Annotated in this window: 15 protein-coding genes; 11 read left to right on the top strand and 4 right to left on the bottom strand. The window is 70.3% G+C overall.

The features are described from left to right. Positions 1-3: 3 nt before the first annotated feature. The 9 genes from VMD91_11745 to VMD91_11705 all read left to right on the top strand — a co-directional run bounded on the left by VMD91_11745 (position 4) and on the right by VMD91_11705 (position 9756). Entirely contained in the window at positions 4-1215 is a 1212-nt protein-coding gene (locus tag VMD91_11745) for a hypothetical protein (protein ID HTW84734.1), read from the top strand. Then, complete coding sequence (locus tag VMD91_11740) at positions 1212-2069, top strand: glycosyltransferase (GenBank protein ID HTW84733.1); 858 nt, start codon at positions 1212-1214, stop codon at positions 2067-2069. Before VMD91_11745 ends, VMD91_11740 begins: the two co-directional genes overlap by 4 nt. A gap of 5 nt (positions 2070-2074) precedes the next feature. Further along, positions 2075-3019, top strand: a complete 945-nt coding sequence (locus tag VMD91_11735; protein HTW84732.1) for a glycosyltransferase family 9 protein — start codon at positions 2075-2077, stop codon at positions 3017-3019. Then, positions 3009-4001 (top strand): glycosyltransferase family 9 protein, encoded by a 993-nt coding sequence (locus tag VMD91_11730; protein ID HTW84731.1) that lies wholly within the window; start codon positions 3009-3011, stop codon positions 3999-4001. Before VMD91_11735 ends, VMD91_11730 begins: the two co-directional genes overlap by 11 nt. Positions 4002-4008: 7 nt before the next feature. Continuing rightward, positions 4009-4935: a glycosyltransferase gene (locus VMD91_11725; protein HTW84730.1), complete on the top strand. Its 927-nt coding sequence runs from the start codon at positions 4009-4011 to the stop codon at positions 4933-4935. Between the two features lie 5 nt (positions 4936-4940). Next, the gene (locus VMD91_11720; GenBank protein ID HTW84729.1) at positions 4941-5918 is read left to right on the top strand and encodes a glycosyltransferase family 9 protein; all 978 of its coding nucleotides are present in this window, start codon (positions 4941-4943) and stop codon (positions 5916-5918) included. Continuing rightward, positions 5915-6811: a glycosyltransferase gene (locus tag VMD91_11715; protein HTW84728.1), complete on the top strand. Its 897-nt coding sequence runs from the start codon at positions 5915-5917 to the stop codon at positions 6809-6811. Before VMD91_11720 ends, VMD91_11715 begins: the two co-directional genes overlap by 4 nt. Next, positions 6804-8573, top strand: a complete 1770-nt coding sequence (gene aspS / locus VMD91_11710; protein HTW84727.1) for an aspartate--tRNA ligase — start codon at positions 6804-6806, stop codon at positions 8571-8573. Before VMD91_11715 ends, aspS begins: the two co-directional genes overlap by 8 nt. A 337-nt stretch (positions 8574-8910) precedes the next feature. Continuing rightward, positions 8911-9756: a BglII/BstYI family type II restriction endonuclease gene (locus VMD91_11705; protein ID HTW84726.1), complete on the top strand. Its 846-nt coding sequence runs from the start codon at positions 8911-8913 to the stop codon at positions 9754-9756. Between the two features lie 695 nt (positions 9757-10451). Here VMD91_11705 and VMD91_11700 read toward each other — a convergent pair. Both VMD91_11700 and VMD91_11695 read right to left on the bottom strand, forming a co-directional pair. Beyond that, a complete protein-coding gene (locus VMD91_11700; GenBank protein ID HTW84725.1) occupies positions 10452-10649 on the bottom strand; it encodes a hypothetical protein in 198 nt (65 codons plus the stop codon). A 118-nt stretch (positions 10650-10767) separates the two neighbouring features. After that, positions 10768-11469: a uracil-DNA glycosylase gene (locus VMD91_11695; GenBank protein HTW84724.1), complete on the bottom strand. Its 702-nt coding sequence runs from the start codon at positions 11467-11469 to the stop codon at positions 10768-10770. A 50-nt stretch (positions 11470-11519) separates the two neighbouring features. On the opposite strand from VMD91_11695, the gene VMD91_11690 reads away from it, so the two are divergent. Both VMD91_11690 and VMD91_11685 read left to right on the top strand, forming a co-directional pair. Further along, complete coding sequence (locus VMD91_11690; protein HTW84723.1) at positions 11520-12830, top strand: hypothetical protein; 1311 nt, start codon at positions 11520-11522, stop codon at positions 12828-12830. 50 nt (positions 12831-12880) lie between these two features. After that, positions 12881-14083 (top strand): MFS transporter, encoded by a 1203-nt coding sequence (locus VMD91_11685; GenBank protein ID HTW84722.1) that lies wholly within the window; start codon positions 12881-12883, stop codon positions 14081-14083. On the opposite strand, the gene VMD91_11680 is transcribed toward VMD91_11685, so the two are convergent. Both VMD91_11680 and VMD91_11675 read right to left on the bottom strand, forming a co-directional pair. Continuing rightward, positions 14041-14559, bottom strand: coding sequence for a tRNA (cytidine(34)-2'-O)-methyltransferase (locus tag VMD91_11680; GenBank protein ID HTW84721.1), 519 nt, complete (start codon positions 14557-14559; stop codon positions 14041-14043). The two genes, VMD91_11685 and VMD91_11680, sit on opposite strands and share 43 nt — an antisense overlap. After that, positions 14556-15440, bottom strand: coding sequence for a C39 family peptidase (locus tag VMD91_11675; GenBank protein HTW84720.1), 885 nt, complete (start codon positions 15438-15440; stop codon positions 14556-14558). The genes VMD91_11680 and VMD91_11675 overlap by 4 nt, the downstream gene beginning before the upstream one ends.

The following is a 15440-nucleotide window of genomic DNA, read 5'->3' as shown; positions in this document are numbered from 1 at the left end:
GCCGTGCGCATCGCGATGACCGCCAACGGGCCGGGCGAGTTCGCCGGGTGGGTGCGGCCGCTCGTCGCAGCGCTGCGCGCGCGCGACCCGGCGACCGAGATCCACGTCATCGGCGTGCCGGACGATTTCGCGACCGGTCACGAAGCGGGGTACGTCGAGGCGCTGTTTCCCGGCGTGCACGCCTATCCGCCGGCGGCCTACCTGCGGCTCGCGCTCGGGCGCGGCGTCGCAGGCTTGCCGGAGCGCGTCGACCGCGTGCAGTACCTGGGCGGGGACCTCGCGCACGCGGCGCGCGTGCACGCGCGGCTGGGCGGTGTCGCAACCTCGTACAAGTTCTCGCGGCGCTCGTACGCCAAGCTGTTCGCGCGCGTGTTCGCCGTCGACGAGGCCAACCGCACGCAGCTGCTGGGCTGGGGGACGCCGCCCGAGCGCATCGAGGTGGTCGGCAACCTCGCCATCGACGGCGCGCTGGGCGAGGCGGCCGGCGCGTTCGGCGATCCGCCCAGCGACGACGCGCGCGACGGGATCGTCCTGTTCCCCGGCTCGCGCAAGCTGGAGGTCGCGAACGTGTTTCCGCTGTTCGTGCGGGTCGCGCTCAACCTGCGCCGGATGCTGCCGGAGGTGCCGATCGCGTTCGCCGGCTCGCCGTTCGTGACCGACGAGGAGTTGCGCGTCTCGCTGCGGCGCGGCGGCATCCATCCGCTCTCCTACGGCGTGCACGCCGAGCTGCTCGACGGTGCGATCGTCGCCGACGGCCAACGCTTTCCGCTGGTGCGCGCGGCGATGCGCGCGGCGTCGCGCGCGCGGCTCGCGATCTCGATCCCCGGCACCAAGGTCATCGAGCTGGCGGCGCTGGGAGTCCCGGCCGTCGTCTGCACGCCGTTCAATGCGCCCGAGCTGGCCGTCATCGGCGGCCCGTTGCAGTACGTCGGCAAGCTGCCGCTGATCGGCACGCCGATCAAACGTGCCGCCGCGCTGGCCGTCGCCCGCCGCTTCACGCACTTCGCGCAGCCGAACATCGACGCCGGGCGTACCCTCGACCTCGAGATCATCGGGACGCTGCTGCCCTCGCAGGTCGCGCACGCCGCGGCCGAGCGCTGGCACGACGCCGCCTGGTGCGCGCAGACCGGGGCCGAGCTGCGGGCCCTCTACGCGGGCCAAGCCGGTGCCGCCGAGCGGATGGCGCGGGCGTTGCTCGAAGGCGAGGCCGCGTGAACCTCTCGGTGGTGATCGCGACCCGCAACCGGGCGCCGCTGTTGGACGGCGCGCTGGCCTCGCTGCGCGCGCAGGTCGAGGCGCCGCCGTTCGAGATCGTCGTCGCCGACAACGGCTCGAGCGACGCGACGCCCGCCGTCGCGCGCGCGCACGACGCGCGTTACGTGTACGTCGCGGAACCCAATCGCGGCAAGGCCCGCAACGCGGGGATCGCGCAGGCCGGCGGCGATCACGTCGTGTTCGTCGACGACGACGTCGTGCTGCCGCCGACGTTCTTGGCCGCGCACGCGCGGGCGCACGACGGACGCGGCGCGCTGGCGGTCTCGGGGCCGATCGTCAACGTCCCTTCGGCGGCGGACCGCCCGGTGCCCAGCGCCGCCAACTTCTCGAACGCCTTCTTCGTCACGTGCAACGTCTCGGTGCCGACCGACGATCTGCGGGCCGTCGGCTGCTTCGACGAGAGCTTCGACCTGTACGGCTGGGAGGACACCGACGTCGGCGTGCGGCTGCGCCAGCACGGCGTCAAACGCGCCTTCGCCTGGGACGCCTACCTCTGGCACATCAAGCCGCCGACGACCGAGTCACTGGAAGAAGCGCTCGGGAAAGCGATCGAGAAGGCGCGCATGGCGGCGCGCTTCGTGCGCAAGCACCCGACCGGGCGGGTCAAGCTCGCCACCGGCGCGTACGCGCTGAACTTGCTGCGCGCGCGCGTGTTCGCGCCGCCGTTCGCGCAGCCGCTGCTGGCCGGGCTGGCCAGCACGCCGCACGCGCCGCGCGTCGTGCAGACGTTGGCGCGCGAAGCGCTGCTCGACAACGTCTACACGAACGAGCTGCGCACGCACCTGCGCGACTGAGCGCGGTGCGCGTCCTGGTCGTTCGGCTCGACGGGATCGGCGACGCCGCGGTCTGCGCGCCACTGGTGGCCGGCCTGCGCGCAGCGGGTCACGCCGTCGGGATGGCGCTCACGACGCGCAACGCGGGGCTCTACGCGCCGGGCGTGCTGATCGCCGAGCACGTGCTCGAGCGAATTCCGTGGCCCGCGCACGGTTCGACGCCGGCCAGCACCGCGCGCGCGAAGGACGAGATCGCGGCGATGCGCTACGACGTCGCGCTGATCGCCAGCGAGGAGCCCGAAGCGTTCGCGCTGGCGGCGCCGATCCCGCGCCGAATCGGCTTCACCACCGGCTGGGCGCGGCCGTTCAAGACGCTCTGGGTGCGCGCGCGCACGACCGCGCGGGTCGCGCGCTCGCAGCGCATCGGCGGCGAGGCGGCGCACGAGGTCGAGGTGCTCTACCGGCTCGGCCGCGGCCTGGTCGAACCCGAACGGCCGACCACCGACGCCGCCCGGCTGCGCTCGCTGTTCGTCGCGACCGCGCCGCCGCGCGAGCGCGGCCCGGTGCTGCTGCAGGCGGGGCCGAAGTGGGCCGCGATCGGCGTCCCCGACGAGGCGCTGCGCTCGGCGGTCATGCGCCTCCAGCCGGCGGGACTGCTGGTCGTCGCCGCTCCGGGCGACGCTGCCTCGGCCGAACGGGCGCTCGGCGTCCCCGTCGCGACGTTCGCCCGGCTGGCCGACTGGGTGGCCGCGCTCGACGGCGCCCGGGCGGTGGTGACCGTCGACACCGGCGCCGCCCACGTCGCCGGGATGCTGGGGACGCCGGTCGTCGACGTGTTCCCGGACGCTCGTTTCGGCGACCAAGTCCGGCGCTGGTGGCCGTGGGCGTCTTCGTCGCGCATGCTGCGCGCCTCGGTGGTCGCCGGCGGTACGGGAGCCGCGCTGGTCGAAGCCGTGCAGGATGGGTTCTGATCGGGCGTTGCTGGTGGCCGCCGGCGGAGGGCTCGGCGACACGCTGCTCGCCGGGGTCGTGGCGCGCGCCCTGCGCGCCCGTTGGCCGGCGGTCGACGCCGTCGTTCTGCCCGCGCACGCCGATCTCGCCCGCCGCATCCCCGAGCTCGACGCGGTCGTGCCGTGGGGAGCGAAGCTGGCCGCCGGTTACGACGCGGCGGTCGTCACCTGGGCCACGCTCGGCACGGCGCTGCTGCCGTGGCGCGCGCGGATCGCGCAGCGAGTCGGCCAGGCCCGGCGCCTCTACTCCGGCCTCTTCACCCAACGGGTCGTGGTGCGCAGCGAGCTGGGCGACCGCACGAGCCACTGGACCCAGATCTTGCTCGACTACGCGCGCGCGCTCGGTTGCGACGCCGCCGACGCGCGCCCCGCGTTCGTGCCGACCGCGCAGGACCGCGAGGTCGCGAACGCGCTATTGCGCGTGCACGACGTCGAGGGACCGTTCGTCATCCTGCACCCGACCCGCGGGCTCTCGGCGCAGCGCGCGCGCTGGCCGGTCGACGGGTTCGTGGAGCTGACGCAGGCGCTGCGCGCGCGCGACGACGTCCGGGTGCTGGTGACCGGCACCGCCCAGGACGCGCCGATCGCCGAAGCGATCGCCGATCGCTCGGGCCGCGGCGTCACCCCGGTCGCGGGCGCGACCACCATCGGCACGTTCGGCGCGCTGGCCGAGCGCGCGCGCGCGGTGCTGGCGATGGACTCCGGGCCGATGCACGTCGCGGCCGCCGTCGGCGCGCCCACGGTCGGGATCTTCGCGCTGCAATCCGACGAGCCCGACCGCTGGGCACCGCTCGGCGCGCGGGTCGCCGTCGTGCGCGCCACCTATCCGTGCCCGTCCGGCCATCGCAAGGAGACCTGCCCCGACTTCGCCTGCGTGCGCGAGCTCGACACGCGCGGCATCCTGCGCGCCCTGGACGGCCTGCTGATCCCCGCCGACCACTGACACCACTATGTTGACAGACCGAGCGCAGAATGATTGCGCACTCACTATTCAACTGTGTACGTATAATCGCGCGCATTTGCTGGGGCGGGTGCTCGAGGCGTGCTTCGATCAGACGCTGGCGCCCGACCAGTACGAGGTCGTGCTGGTCGACGACGGTTCGCACGACGACACGCCGGCGGTCATCGAGCGCGCCAAGGCGCTCGCGACGTGCGCCTTCACCGCGATCCGCCAACCCAACGGCGGCCTGGCGAACGCGCGCAACACCGGCATCGCGGCGGCGCGCGGAGAACGCATCGCGTTCATCGACGACGACGTGCTGCCGACGCCCGTCTTCGCCGCCGAGCACCTGCGCAGCGACGCCAAGCACGGCGACGTCGTCGTGCGCGGCGCGGTGATCAACACCGAGTCGTTCGACGCGCTCCCGCCGCCGGTCTGGTCGCTGCGCAACTACAGCGCCAACTGGTTCTGGACCTCGAACGTGTCGGTGCGCCGCGCGCGGCTCGACGCGGTGGGCGGCCGCTTCGACGAGTCGTTCAGCGAGTACGGCTGGGAGGACATCGAGCTCGGCCTGCGCTTGCGCGCGATCGGGACCAAGGCCGTCTTCAACCGGCGCGCGGTCGCGTTCCACTACAAGCCGCGGCCCAAGGGAACGAACGTGGCGGGGATGCTGCGCCAAGTCCGCGCGCAGGCGCGCACGGCGGTGCGGCTCGAGCAGCTCCATCCGAGCTGGCGGGTCGCGCTGGCGATCGGCGACACCACGCCGCAGCGGCTGCTCGGCGACGCGTTGCGGCGCAGCCCGCTGGTCGGGCGGTTGGAACGGATGGTCGGCACGCCGGACGAGGACGAGCGGCTCTCGACGGTGCGCCTCGCGGCCGCGCGCCTCCTGGCCAGCGCGGCCTACTACGACGAGCTGGCCCGCGCGAAGCGCGCGTAGACCGCATGCGCATCGTGCTCTCGCGGACCGATCGCGTCGGCGATCTGATCCTCTCGACGCCTGCGATCGCGTCGGTGCGCCGCTCGTTCCCCGACGCGCACGTCACGCTGGTCGCCAGCCGCTACAACGCGGTCGTCGTCGAGCGCTCGCCCGACGTGGACGCGGTCGTCGACTACCCCGCCGAGGTGCGGCCGGAGGTGTTCGGCGCGCGCTTCCACGACGTCGACTTGGCGGTCGCGTTGGCGCCGCGCGACGTCGATCATCGGCTGATCGCGGCGACTCGCGCGCGCCGCCGCGTCGGCTACACCTACGCCTCGCGCTGGGCCGCGCGCGCGTCGCTGCGCTTGCGGTTGAGCGAGGTCGTGCTCTCGCAGGCCGACCCGGTGCGCGCCGAACGCGACCCCAGCCGCGTCGTCGCGCACGAGGTCGATCAGGTGCTGGCGGTGGTCGTGGCGGCCGGTGCGACGACGCTCTCGCGCGAGCTGGTGCTGCCGGTCACCGACGCCGACCGCGCGGCGGTCGCCGACCTGCCGCCGGCGCCGATCATCGTCCAACTGGGGCGCCGCTGGACCGAGCGCGGCTCGACGACGGCCAGCTGCCTGCAGCTGTTCCGCGAGCTGCGCGTGCTGGGCCGGCCGCTGGTCGCGACCTACGGGGAGGACGCGCGCGAGCTGGGCGCACAGGTGGCCGCGGCCGGGGTCGCCGACGCGGTGCGCGGCGAGCTGCCGTTCCACGTCTGGACGGCGGCCTTCGAACGCGCCGCCTGCGTGGTCACCATCGACACCGGTGCGACGCATGTCGCAAGCGCCGTCCACGTGCCGACCGTGGTCCTGTTCGAGCACGCCTGGTTTCGGCTGGCCTCCCAGGAATGGTCGCCGTACCGCGTGCCGAACGCCGTGCTGCGGAAACCGCCGGACGAGTCCGACGCCTCGTTGCGCGCTTCGCGCGCCGAGATCGTCGCCGCCGTCGCCTCTCTGCTATGACCGAACTGCCGCGCCTCTCCGTCGTCGTTCCGACGTACAACCGCATCGATACGCTGCGCTTGATGATCCCCGCGCTGATCGCGCAGGATCGCCCGCGCGACTACGAGGTCATCGTCGCCGACTCGAACTCCGACGACGGCACCGCCGCGTACCTCGCCGAGGTCGCGCGCGACCACCCGTTCGTGCGTCACCTGCCCGGCCCGTACAGCGGGCGCGCGGGCGCGCGCAACGCCGGCATCGCGGCGGCGCGCGGCGCGATCGTGCTGTTCACCGACTCCGACATCATCGCCTCGCCCGACTTGCTCACGCGCCACCTCGCGCACCACGATCGGCCGGGCGTGCGCGCCGTGGTCGGCATGGAAGTGCAGGTCGACACGTACGAGGAGTACCTGCGCAAACGCGACGATCCGGCGCTGCGCCGGCCGCTGCACGGCGAGCAGCCCAAGAAGCTGAGCTGGCTGTACTTCCTGACCGGCAACGCGTCGGTTCCCAAGAGCGAGCTCGACCGGGTCGGGCGGTTCGACGAGAGCTTCACCGGCTACGGCCACGAGGATCTCGAGCTGGGTTACCGCTTGCAGCACGCCGGCGTGCCGATCGTCTACGAGCCGCGCGCGGTCAACTACCACTATCAGTACATCCCGTGGGACGAGCAGCAGAAGAAGTACGAGCTGGCGGGCCGTTCGACGGTGCGTTTCTACCGCAAACACCCGGCGTGGGACGTGCGCCTGCGTTTGGGGATGACACCGCTCTCGCTGGCGTTGTACGATCTCGTGAACGCCGTGCCGCCGCTGCGCGGCTGGATCGAGCGAAGCGCCGCCGAGCCCGGCTTCGGGCGCACGCTCTCGTATCAATATCACTACCTCACCGGAGTCAAGGCCGCCTTACGTGGATAGCTCGTTCGTCACCGTCACCTGTGGAGCGCTGACCGCCGCCGACGTCGGCAAGAGCGTCGCGCTCAACGGCTGGGTGCATCGCCGGCGCGACCACGGCGGCTTGATCTTCATCGATCTGCGCGACCGCAGCGGCATCACCCAGGTCACCTTCGATCCATCGATGGGCGAGATCTTCGCCGCGGCCGAGACGCTGCGCAGCGAGGACGTCGTGCGCGTCTACGGCAGCGTGCGCCGGCGCCCGGCCGGGACCGAGAACGCGCGCCTGGTGACGGGCGAGGTCGAGGTGCCGGCCGGCGGCATCGAGATCCTCAATCGCTCCGAGACGCCGCCGTTCGTCATCGCGTCCGACGAAGAACCGGCCGAAGAAGTGCGACTGCGCTACCGCTATCTGGACTTGCGGCGCCCGCGCATGCAGCGCAACCTCTTGATGCGCCACCGCATCGTCAAAGCGATTCGCGACTACTTCGACGAGCACGGCTTCCTCGAGATCGAGACGCCGAACCTCATCAAGTCGACGCCCGAAGGCGCGCGCGACTACCTGGTGCCCTCGCGCGTGCACAAAGGCACGTTCTACGCGCTGCCGCAGTCGCCGCAGATCCTCAAGCAGATTCTGATGATCGGCGGGATGGGCCGCTACATGCAGATCGCGCGCTGCTTCCGCGACGAGGATCCGCGCGCCGACCGCCAGCCGGAGTTCACCCAGGTCGACGTCGAGATGACGTTCGTCGAGCAAGCCGACGTCATGGCGGTGATGGAAGCGTCGATCCGCTACGTCTGGCAGCGCGTCCTCGAGGTCGCGGTGCCGCCGCTCGAGCGGCTCACCTACGCCGAAGCGATGCGCCGCTTCGGTTCGGACAAGCCCGACCTGCGTTTCGGGCTCGAGCTGACCGACGTCGCCGATCTGTTCGCCGGCGGTGCGTTCTCGCTGTTCGCGACCCTCGCGCAGAGCGCGGCGAACCGCGTCGCCGCCGTGCGCTGGCCCGGCGGGGCCGCGCTTTCACGGCGCGACTTCGACGCGCTGACCGAGCTGACCAAGACCTTCGGCGGCAAGGGCCTCGCGTACGTGACCTTCAGCGCCGAGGGCGTGAAGGGCTCGATCGCGCGCTTCGTCGACGAGTCGCTGGCGGCGCAGCTGCGCGAGCGCACCGGCGCGCAGGACGGCGACGCGCTGCTGTTCGTCGGCGACACGGCGCGCGCGGCCTCGGACGTCGCCGGCAAGCTGCGGCTGGAGATCGGCGACCGGCTCGGGCTGCGGCCGGCCGACGCGTTCGCGTTCTGCTGGGTGTTCGGGTTCCCGCTGTTCGAGCGCGACGAAGAGACGGGCGAGATCACCTTCTCGCACCATCCGTTCACCGCGCCGCTGCCCGGCCAAGAAGCGCTCTTCGAGAGCGATCCGCTCGCGATCACCGCGCAGCACTACGACCTGGTGCTCAACGGCTACGAGCTGGGCAGCGGCTCGATCCGCAACCACACGCCCGCGTTCCAGGAGCGCGTCTTCCGCCGCTTGGGGCTGAGCGAGGAGCAGATCGCGGACCGCTTCGGGTTTTTCATGGAGGCGCTGCGCTACGGTGCACCGCCGCACGGCGGGATGGCGCTCGGGATCGACCGCATCGTGATGCTGGCCTGCGGCGAGACGTCGATTCGCGACGTCATCGCGTTCCCGAAGAATCAAGTGGCGCGCGACGTGATGATGGACGCGCCGTCCACCGTTCCGGCGCAGGCCCTGACCGACTTGGGCCTGCGTATCGTCCCGCAAGGATAGCCGTGCGAAGGAGATCACGTTTCGCCCGTGCCGCCGAGGCTTGGCTGAAAGCGCACCACCTAGATACCGTGTGCTCGACCCGAGACCTGTGGCGGGGCTTGTCGGAGTCATATCCCGAGCTCACCACGGCGAGCGCTACGAGGAAGACGCCGCGCACGACTTGCATGCGTGATCTTCGGAAGGACCCTGCCTTTATGGTCTCCGGTGGACTTGTTCGGCTGACACGCGTTGACGAAACGTCCAGAAGAGCATAGGATAACAACAACGTACGCGTGTTCGATTCACGCGCCAGATCCGGCGGCGAGGGCCAGCCGGTCGGTCGGGTATTGGGGGTAGCTTGGACGACGATCTCGGGTCTGGCGACGCCGAAATTGACGACGCTTTTTCTCTCCTTGTTGAGAGTTCCGATGTCGCCTCGGCGCCGAACGAGAATGCGGACCCTCCGGCTCTCGTCCGCTCGAAGCTTCCGGTTCACATTTTGGAAAAGTATGAGGTGTACAGTTACCGCAATGCGGCACTTATACTTTCAGAAACTCGTCAGGCTGAATTCGAGCAGCTCTTGGCCGCGCTCGGTTCGTTTACCCTGACCACGACCCAGATTCGCATGCCCGGCGGGAACGAGTCAGATATTCCCAAGGCCTTTAGCGCGATGCTTCGACCAGACGGATGGCATGAAACGGTTATTCGCGCGGACTTGCGAGTCTATCTAACCTGGCTTGAAGAGACGACGCGTCTCAATCGTCGCGGAACACTCGTGCGCTCGCGCGGTTCGAAGTCGGCAGAGACGACGCGCGAGCGCTTCATCGACGCGCACAAGATCGATTACGTGAAGGAGCGCGTTGCGTTCGACTTGGAGTGGAACAGCAAGGACCAAACGTTTGACCGGGATCTCTACGCGTTTCGCGCGTTCTGGGAGTGTGGCATCATCGATGCTGCGGTCCTGGTGACACGTTCAGGCGACCTTAACCCGGTGTTTCAAAAGCTTGGACCAGCGCTCACAAAGACGGGGAAGATTGCCGTCAACGAGGACGGCGATCCAAAGCCGACGGCGGCTAAGTACGGCGCGAGCACGACGTGGATGGGCAAGTTGCTCTATCGACTCAATTCTGGTAGGAACGGCGGATGTCCGGTGCTGGCTCTAGGCATTCGTCCGGCGTGTATATCCGATTGGAGCGAATCATGAATAAGGCAGCGTCGCGCGACTTACTTAGATGCACGTCGGGCAAACGGTTCGGGACTATTCTTGCCGATCCACCTTGGCGGTTTCAAAATCGAACCGGCAAGATGGCACCGGAACACAGGCGCCTCAGCCGCTACGAAACGATGACGCTTGAGGACATAGCGTCGCTTCCCGTGCCGGACGTTAGTGCAGACGTCGCGCACCTGTACCTCTGGGTACCGAATGCCTTGCTCCCGGACGGGATTCGATTGATGGAAGCATGGGGTTTCCGATACAAAACAAACCTTGTGTGGCACAAAGTCCGCAAGGATGGAGGCTCTGATGGGCGTGGGGTGGGTTTCTATTTTCGGAACGTAACCGAGCTTGTGTTATTCGGAGTCAAGGGTAAGAATGCTCGAACTCTAGCCCCAGGTCGTCGGCAAGTCAACATGCTAGAGACGCGGAAGCGTGAGCATAGTCGGAAACCGGATGAGTTGTATGAGCTCGTTGAGGCGTGCAGCCGCGGGCCCTTCCTAGAACTTTTTGCCCGCGGAACTCGAGAGGGGTGGACGGCTTGGGGTAATCAGTCCGCCGCCTACGATATCTCCTGGAAGACGTACGCGCATCACAGCAAAGTGGCAGAAGATCAACTGCGGCTCGCGTAGCTGGTCGCCGAGCGCGCTGGCGTCGGCGACCAGCCCATGAGCTTGGCCGAAGCGTCAGAAGAAGTGCGAGTTGCGGCGGGTCTCGCGGAAGAGCATCTTCTTGTTGAGCTCGCGCAGCGCGTCGATCGAACGGCGATGTTCGTCGGAGCGACCGTAGCGGTTGGCTGCTCGCAGCGACGCGTCGAGACTACGCTCGCGGCTCGCGTACACCAGGAAGGCGCTCAGGTCTTTGTCGTCGATGCGGAACTCCATAGCGATCGCGAAAGTACCCAGCGCCGCGAGTCAGTATGCCTGCCAAGCACGCACGAAACCGGCCGCACGCCACGGTCGTGACGTCGGTCGCACTCGCAATACCCACGATGTGCGCGGGTCAATCAGCAGTGAGCAGCGCGCGCGCACGCGCGAAGACGGCGTCGAGCATCGGTTCGGTCAAGACGCCGGTGTTGGTGTTCTGACGGCTGGGGTGATAGGAGGCCAGCACGGTCGCGGCGCGGCCGCCCGGCAGCTCGACCGCGCTCTCGGCCAGGTGCGCGAACGGTGCCCGCGGACCGCGCTGACCCTGCGCTTCACGAATGAGCGAGTGCACGGTGTCGTCGGCTAACTTGCCAAGCGTGACGACGACCTGCACGGCCCGTAGGGCGCGCAGCTCGTCGCGCAGGTACGGCAGGCACCGCGCGCGCTGGGCCGGCGTCGGCTTGTTCGCCGGGGGCGCACAGCGCACGGCCGCGGTGATGTAGACGTCGCTCAGGACCAGGCCGTCGTCGCGGTCGATCGCATGCGGCTGGCTGGCGAACCCGGCGCGATGGAGCGCGCGATACAGCCACTCGCCGCTCCCGTCCCCGGTGAAGGGGCGCCCCGTCCTATTTGAGCCATGCGCGCCCGGAGCCAGGCCGACCAGCAGCACGCGCGCGTCCGGATCGCCCCAGCCCGGGACCGGCTTGGCCCAATACGTCTGATCGCGAAACGCGCGCTTCTTCGTCGCGCCGACGTGTGCGCAGTACGCGCGCAACTCCGGACAGCGGCGGCACGTGACGACGGTGCGTTCGAGCGCGTCCACCGAGAGAATCGCCATCCGACGCGATTTCGGCAAGCGCCTTGCCACTGCTTGCAGAAGGACGCTCGGTGACCAACCCGGAGCAGGCGCTCGAGGTTTTCGCGTTCGGGCCGTTCACGCTCGACACGTTCGCCCGCACGCTGGACTCCCACGCCACCACGATTCGCCTGCAGCCGCGGATGTTCGAGCTGCTGGAGTACTTCGTGCGCAAGGCCGGGCAGACGGTCACCCTGTTCGACGTCGCCGAGGTGGTCGGGCAAGGCATTCCGGCGCCGCCGGCGATGATACGCGCGGAGGTCGAGCAGCTGCGCGAGGTGCTCAACCGGTACTCGCCGCGCGAGACGTTCATCATCACCGATCGCGACGACTACCGCTTCGTCGCGCGCGTGACGCTGAGCCAGATCGAGATGGGCGGCGGCGACGTCGCGGCGCGGCGTTGGCACTCACGCGCGCGCTATTTCTTCGAGAAGCGCACCGCCGACGCGCTGCATCGCAGCATCTACTACTATCGTCGTGCGCTGGAAGTCAATCCGCGCTTCGCGGCGGCCCACGCGGGCTTGGCGCGCGCGTACGCGCTCTCCGCCGAGTACCTGTTCGTGCCGCCGCACGAAGCGTATCGGCCGGCGCAAAGTTCCGCGCAGACGGCGCTGGCGTTGGCCGGTCCGGCGATGGAGCCGTACCTGGTTTTGGGTCAGGTCGCGTGCTACTACGAGCGCGACTTCGCGGCTGCCGCGAATTGGTATGCGCAGGCGGCCGCCGTCGAGGCCGACCAGAGCGATCCGGCCATCTTCGCGGCGTGGCTGCACTTGATCGACGGACGCACCGCCGAGGCCACCCGCATCCTCACGACGGCGGCCGCCGCCGAGCCGTTCTCGACGGTCGTCCAGACGACGCTGGCCGTCACCCTGACCTTCGAGCGGCGCTACCCGGAGGCGGTCGAACGGCTGCGCGCCATTCGCGCCCGCGACGCCGCCTCGGCGCACGCCCGGCTCTACCTGGCTCAGGCGCTGCAGCTCGCGGGCAGCTACGACGAGGTCCTCGAGCTGGTTCACGAGCCCCACCCGGACGGCTACGAGCAAGAGTTTCTGGCGTTGCGCGGGACGGCGCTGGCCGGTCGGGGCGACCGAGCCGGCGCCGTCGCGATCGTCGCCGAGCTGCGCGCGCTGGCCGAGCGCGGACGCTACGTCTCGCCGTCCAACCTGGCCCTGGTCCAACAGGCGCTCGGCCAGACGGATGACGTCCTGGGACTGCTCGAGCGCGGCCGCACCGAGCGCGACCCCTGGATCGTGCTGGCCCTCCACCATCCGCAGTTCGACCCGATGCGCAGCGACCCGCGCTTCGCCGCCCTGCTGCGTCGGCTCCGTCCTGGGGGTGCCTGAGCGACTTTGCTCGCATGCACGGTCCGTCCAGGCATGGGACGATAGGCTCGATGTCCCGCTTCGACCCGCGCTCCATGGTGCTGCTGGCGGGCGCGCACGTCGTCGACGATGCGAACCAGAGCTTCATCCCGGCGCTGCTGCCGTACCTGATCGCCCAGGACCACATCACGATCGCGGCCGCCACCGGGCTGGTCTTCGCCCAAGCGATGTCCTCGTCGGTCATCCAGCCCAGCATCGGCCACCTGGCCGATCGTTACTCGATGCCGTGGCTGATCGCGCTGGGAATCTTTCTGGCCGGCGCGGGCGTCGCCGCGCTGGGCGTGCTGCCCACGCTGCCGCTGCTCTACCTGGCCGCGCTGGTCAGCGGGATCGGGGTCGCCAGCTTCCACCCCGAGGCGGCGCGCTTCGCCAACTACGTGGCCGGCGAGAAGAAGGCGACGGGAATGCGCTGGTTCATCGTCGGCGGCAACCTCGGGTTCGCGATCGGTCCGACCTTCGCCGCGCTCGCGCTGACGACGTGGGCGTTGCGCGGCACGCTGGCGGCGATCATCCCGGTCACCATCGTCGGCGTGCTCGTGCTGCTCGAGCTGCGGCGGCTGAGCAGCTTCGCGCCGGCCAAGCCGAAGACGCGCACCGCCAACGGCATCGACGATTGGCGCTCGTTCTGGAAGCTGAGCTGCTACGTCGTCGTCCGCTCGATGGCGTACATCGGCTCGGTCTCGTTCATCCCGCTCTACGTCGTGGACGTGCTGCACGCGCCCAAGGCCGTCGGCGGCGCGGTGCTGACCGCGTTCCTGTTGTGCGGCGTCGCCGGGACGATCGCCGGCGGTCCGATCGCCGATCGCGTCGGCCGCAAGCCGGTGCTGCTGTGGTCGACCGGGCTGACCGCGCTGCTCTTCCCGCTGCTGGTCGCGCTCACGCACGGCGGCGGCTTGTGGCTGGCCATCGCGGTGCTGTTGCCGACCGGGTTCATCTTCGTCTCGGCGCAAGCGTCGTTCGTCGTGCTCGGCCAGGAGTATCTGCCCAATCGCCTGGGCTTGGCGTCGGGCGTGACGCTGGGGCTGGCGGTCTCGCTGGGCGGGATGTTCACGCCCGTGCTCGGCACCATCGCCGACCACTTCGGGGTCGCGACCTCGGTGTTGACGATCGGCGGCCTGGCGCTGCTGGCGTTCGTGCTGGCGCTCATGCTGCCGGCCGAGTCGCGCTTCGGTCAGCGCAGTCCGGGGAAACCCAGCGTCGCCAGCGCCGCGTAGGCGACGACGCCGACCGCCGTCGAGAGGTTGATCGAGCGCACCGCGCCGGCGCGCATCGGGATGCGCAGCGCGCGCTCGGGGTGGGCGTCGAGCAACGCTTGCGGTAAGCCCGCGGTCTCTTTGCCGAACACCAGCGCGTCGCCGCGCGCGAAGGACGCGTCGGCGTAGCGGCGCTGCGCGCGCGTGCTGAGCAGCCAGCTGCGCTCGGGCGCGAACGCCGCGAAGAAGGCGTCCAGCGAGGGGTGCACGACGACGCCGAGCGCGTCCCAGTAGTCGAGTCCGGCGCGCTTGAGCGCGCGGTCGTCGAGCCGAAAGCCGAGCGGTTCCACCAGGTGCAGCGCGCACCCGGTCGCCGCGCACAAGCGCGCGACGTTGCCGGTGTTGGGCGGAATCTGCGGCTCGACGAGCACCAGGTGCAGCGGGACGTCGCGCACGTCGTGCGCGTCGACCACCCGCTGCTGCGGCTGCGTGCTCACGCGGCGGGATCGTTGGTCAGGACGACCAGCTCGGTGGTGCGTTCGCGCGGCGCGACCAGATACGCGACGCCGCCGTGACCGCGGAAGGCGCGCTCGAGCGCCGCGCGCGGGTAGCGGGTCGCGACGCCCTTGTGGGCCGGATCGTGCACCAGCACCGCGCCGCGCTCGAATCCGCGCACCACGATCAGGTGGCCGTCGCTCTGCTCGAGCGGCGCGTCCGACAGCTCGCCGCGGCGCCACGCGATCGAGATCGCGACCGGGAGCCCGGCGGCCACGAACGCGCTGACGTGATCGATGCCGCGCAAGAACGCGACGATACCGCGCAGCCCACACGCGCCGGCGTAGGCGGCGTTGAACACCCAATTGCCGGTCCCGCCGTAGGCCGCGTCTTCGACGCTGTGCGCGACGCCGGCCACGTCGGCCGGAATGCCGTGGAAGCGCAGCAGCATCGCCAGCGCGGCGGCCGAGCACCACTTGCCGTGCGCTTCGGGATGGGTCGCGACGTCCTGCCGCAGCGGCGGCACGTCGAGCGGGTTCACGCGCGGCCGCACCGGCGCGAGCGCACCCGGCGGCGGCGGGGCGGCGACGGCGACCGCGTCGAGCGGCACCGTCGTCGAGATGCCCACGCCCGAGAGCGGGACGTCGCTGTGCACGACGTCGGTCTGGATGCGAGTCGTGGTGTCGGCGCCGTCCAGCGAGCGGCGCTCATGCTCCGACCAACGCACGTAGAGCAGCGGGTCGGAGACGCTGCCGTCGACCCGGTGCGCGATCAGCGCCAGCGCGCCGCTGGGCGCGGGGCTGTTCCACGAGACGACCGCGCGCGTCGCTCCCGGCACGTGCAGCACCGGATGCCCCTCCGGCCGCTCGATGAGACGCAGCAC

Origin of the sequence: Candidatus Sulfotelmatobacter sp. (genome assembly GCA_035504415.1) — a bacterium.
In the GTDB taxonomy this organism is placed as follows: Bacteria; Vulcanimicrobiota; Vulcanimicrobiia; order Vulcanimicrobiales; family Vulcanimicrobiaceae; genus Vulcanimicrobium.
Note: the sequence above shows the minus strand (reverse complement) of the source record. Positions and strands in the feature narration are given on the sequence as shown.

Coding starts and splice junctions, on each gene's coding strand:
- VMD91_11730 (HTW84731.1), top strand. CDS start 3,009: ATGGGTTCTGATCGGGCGTTGCTGGTGGCCGCCGGCGGAGGGCTCGGC.
- VMD91_11725 (HTW84730.1), top strand. CDS start 4,009: ATGTTGACAGACCGAGCGCAGAATGATTGCGCACTCACTATTCAACTG.
- VMD91_11720 (HTW84729.1), top strand. CDS start 4,941: ATGCGCATCGTGCTCTCGCGGACCGATCGCGTCGGCGATCTGATCCTC.
- VMD91_11715 (HTW84728.1), top strand. CDS start 5,915: ATGACCGAACTGCCGCGCCTCTCCGTCGTCGTTCCGACGTACAACCGC.
- VMD91_11700 (HTW84725.1), bottom strand. CDS start 10,649: ATGGAGTTCCGCATCGACGACAAAGACCTGAGCGCCTTCCTGGTGTAC.
- VMD91_11695 (HTW84724.1), bottom strand. CDS start 11,469: ATGGCGATTCTCTCGGTGGACGCGCTCGAACGCACCGTCGTCACGTGC.
- VMD91_11685 (HTW84722.1), top strand. CDS start 12,881: ATGTCCCGCTTCGACCCGCGCTCCATGGTGCTGCTGGCGGGCGCGCAC.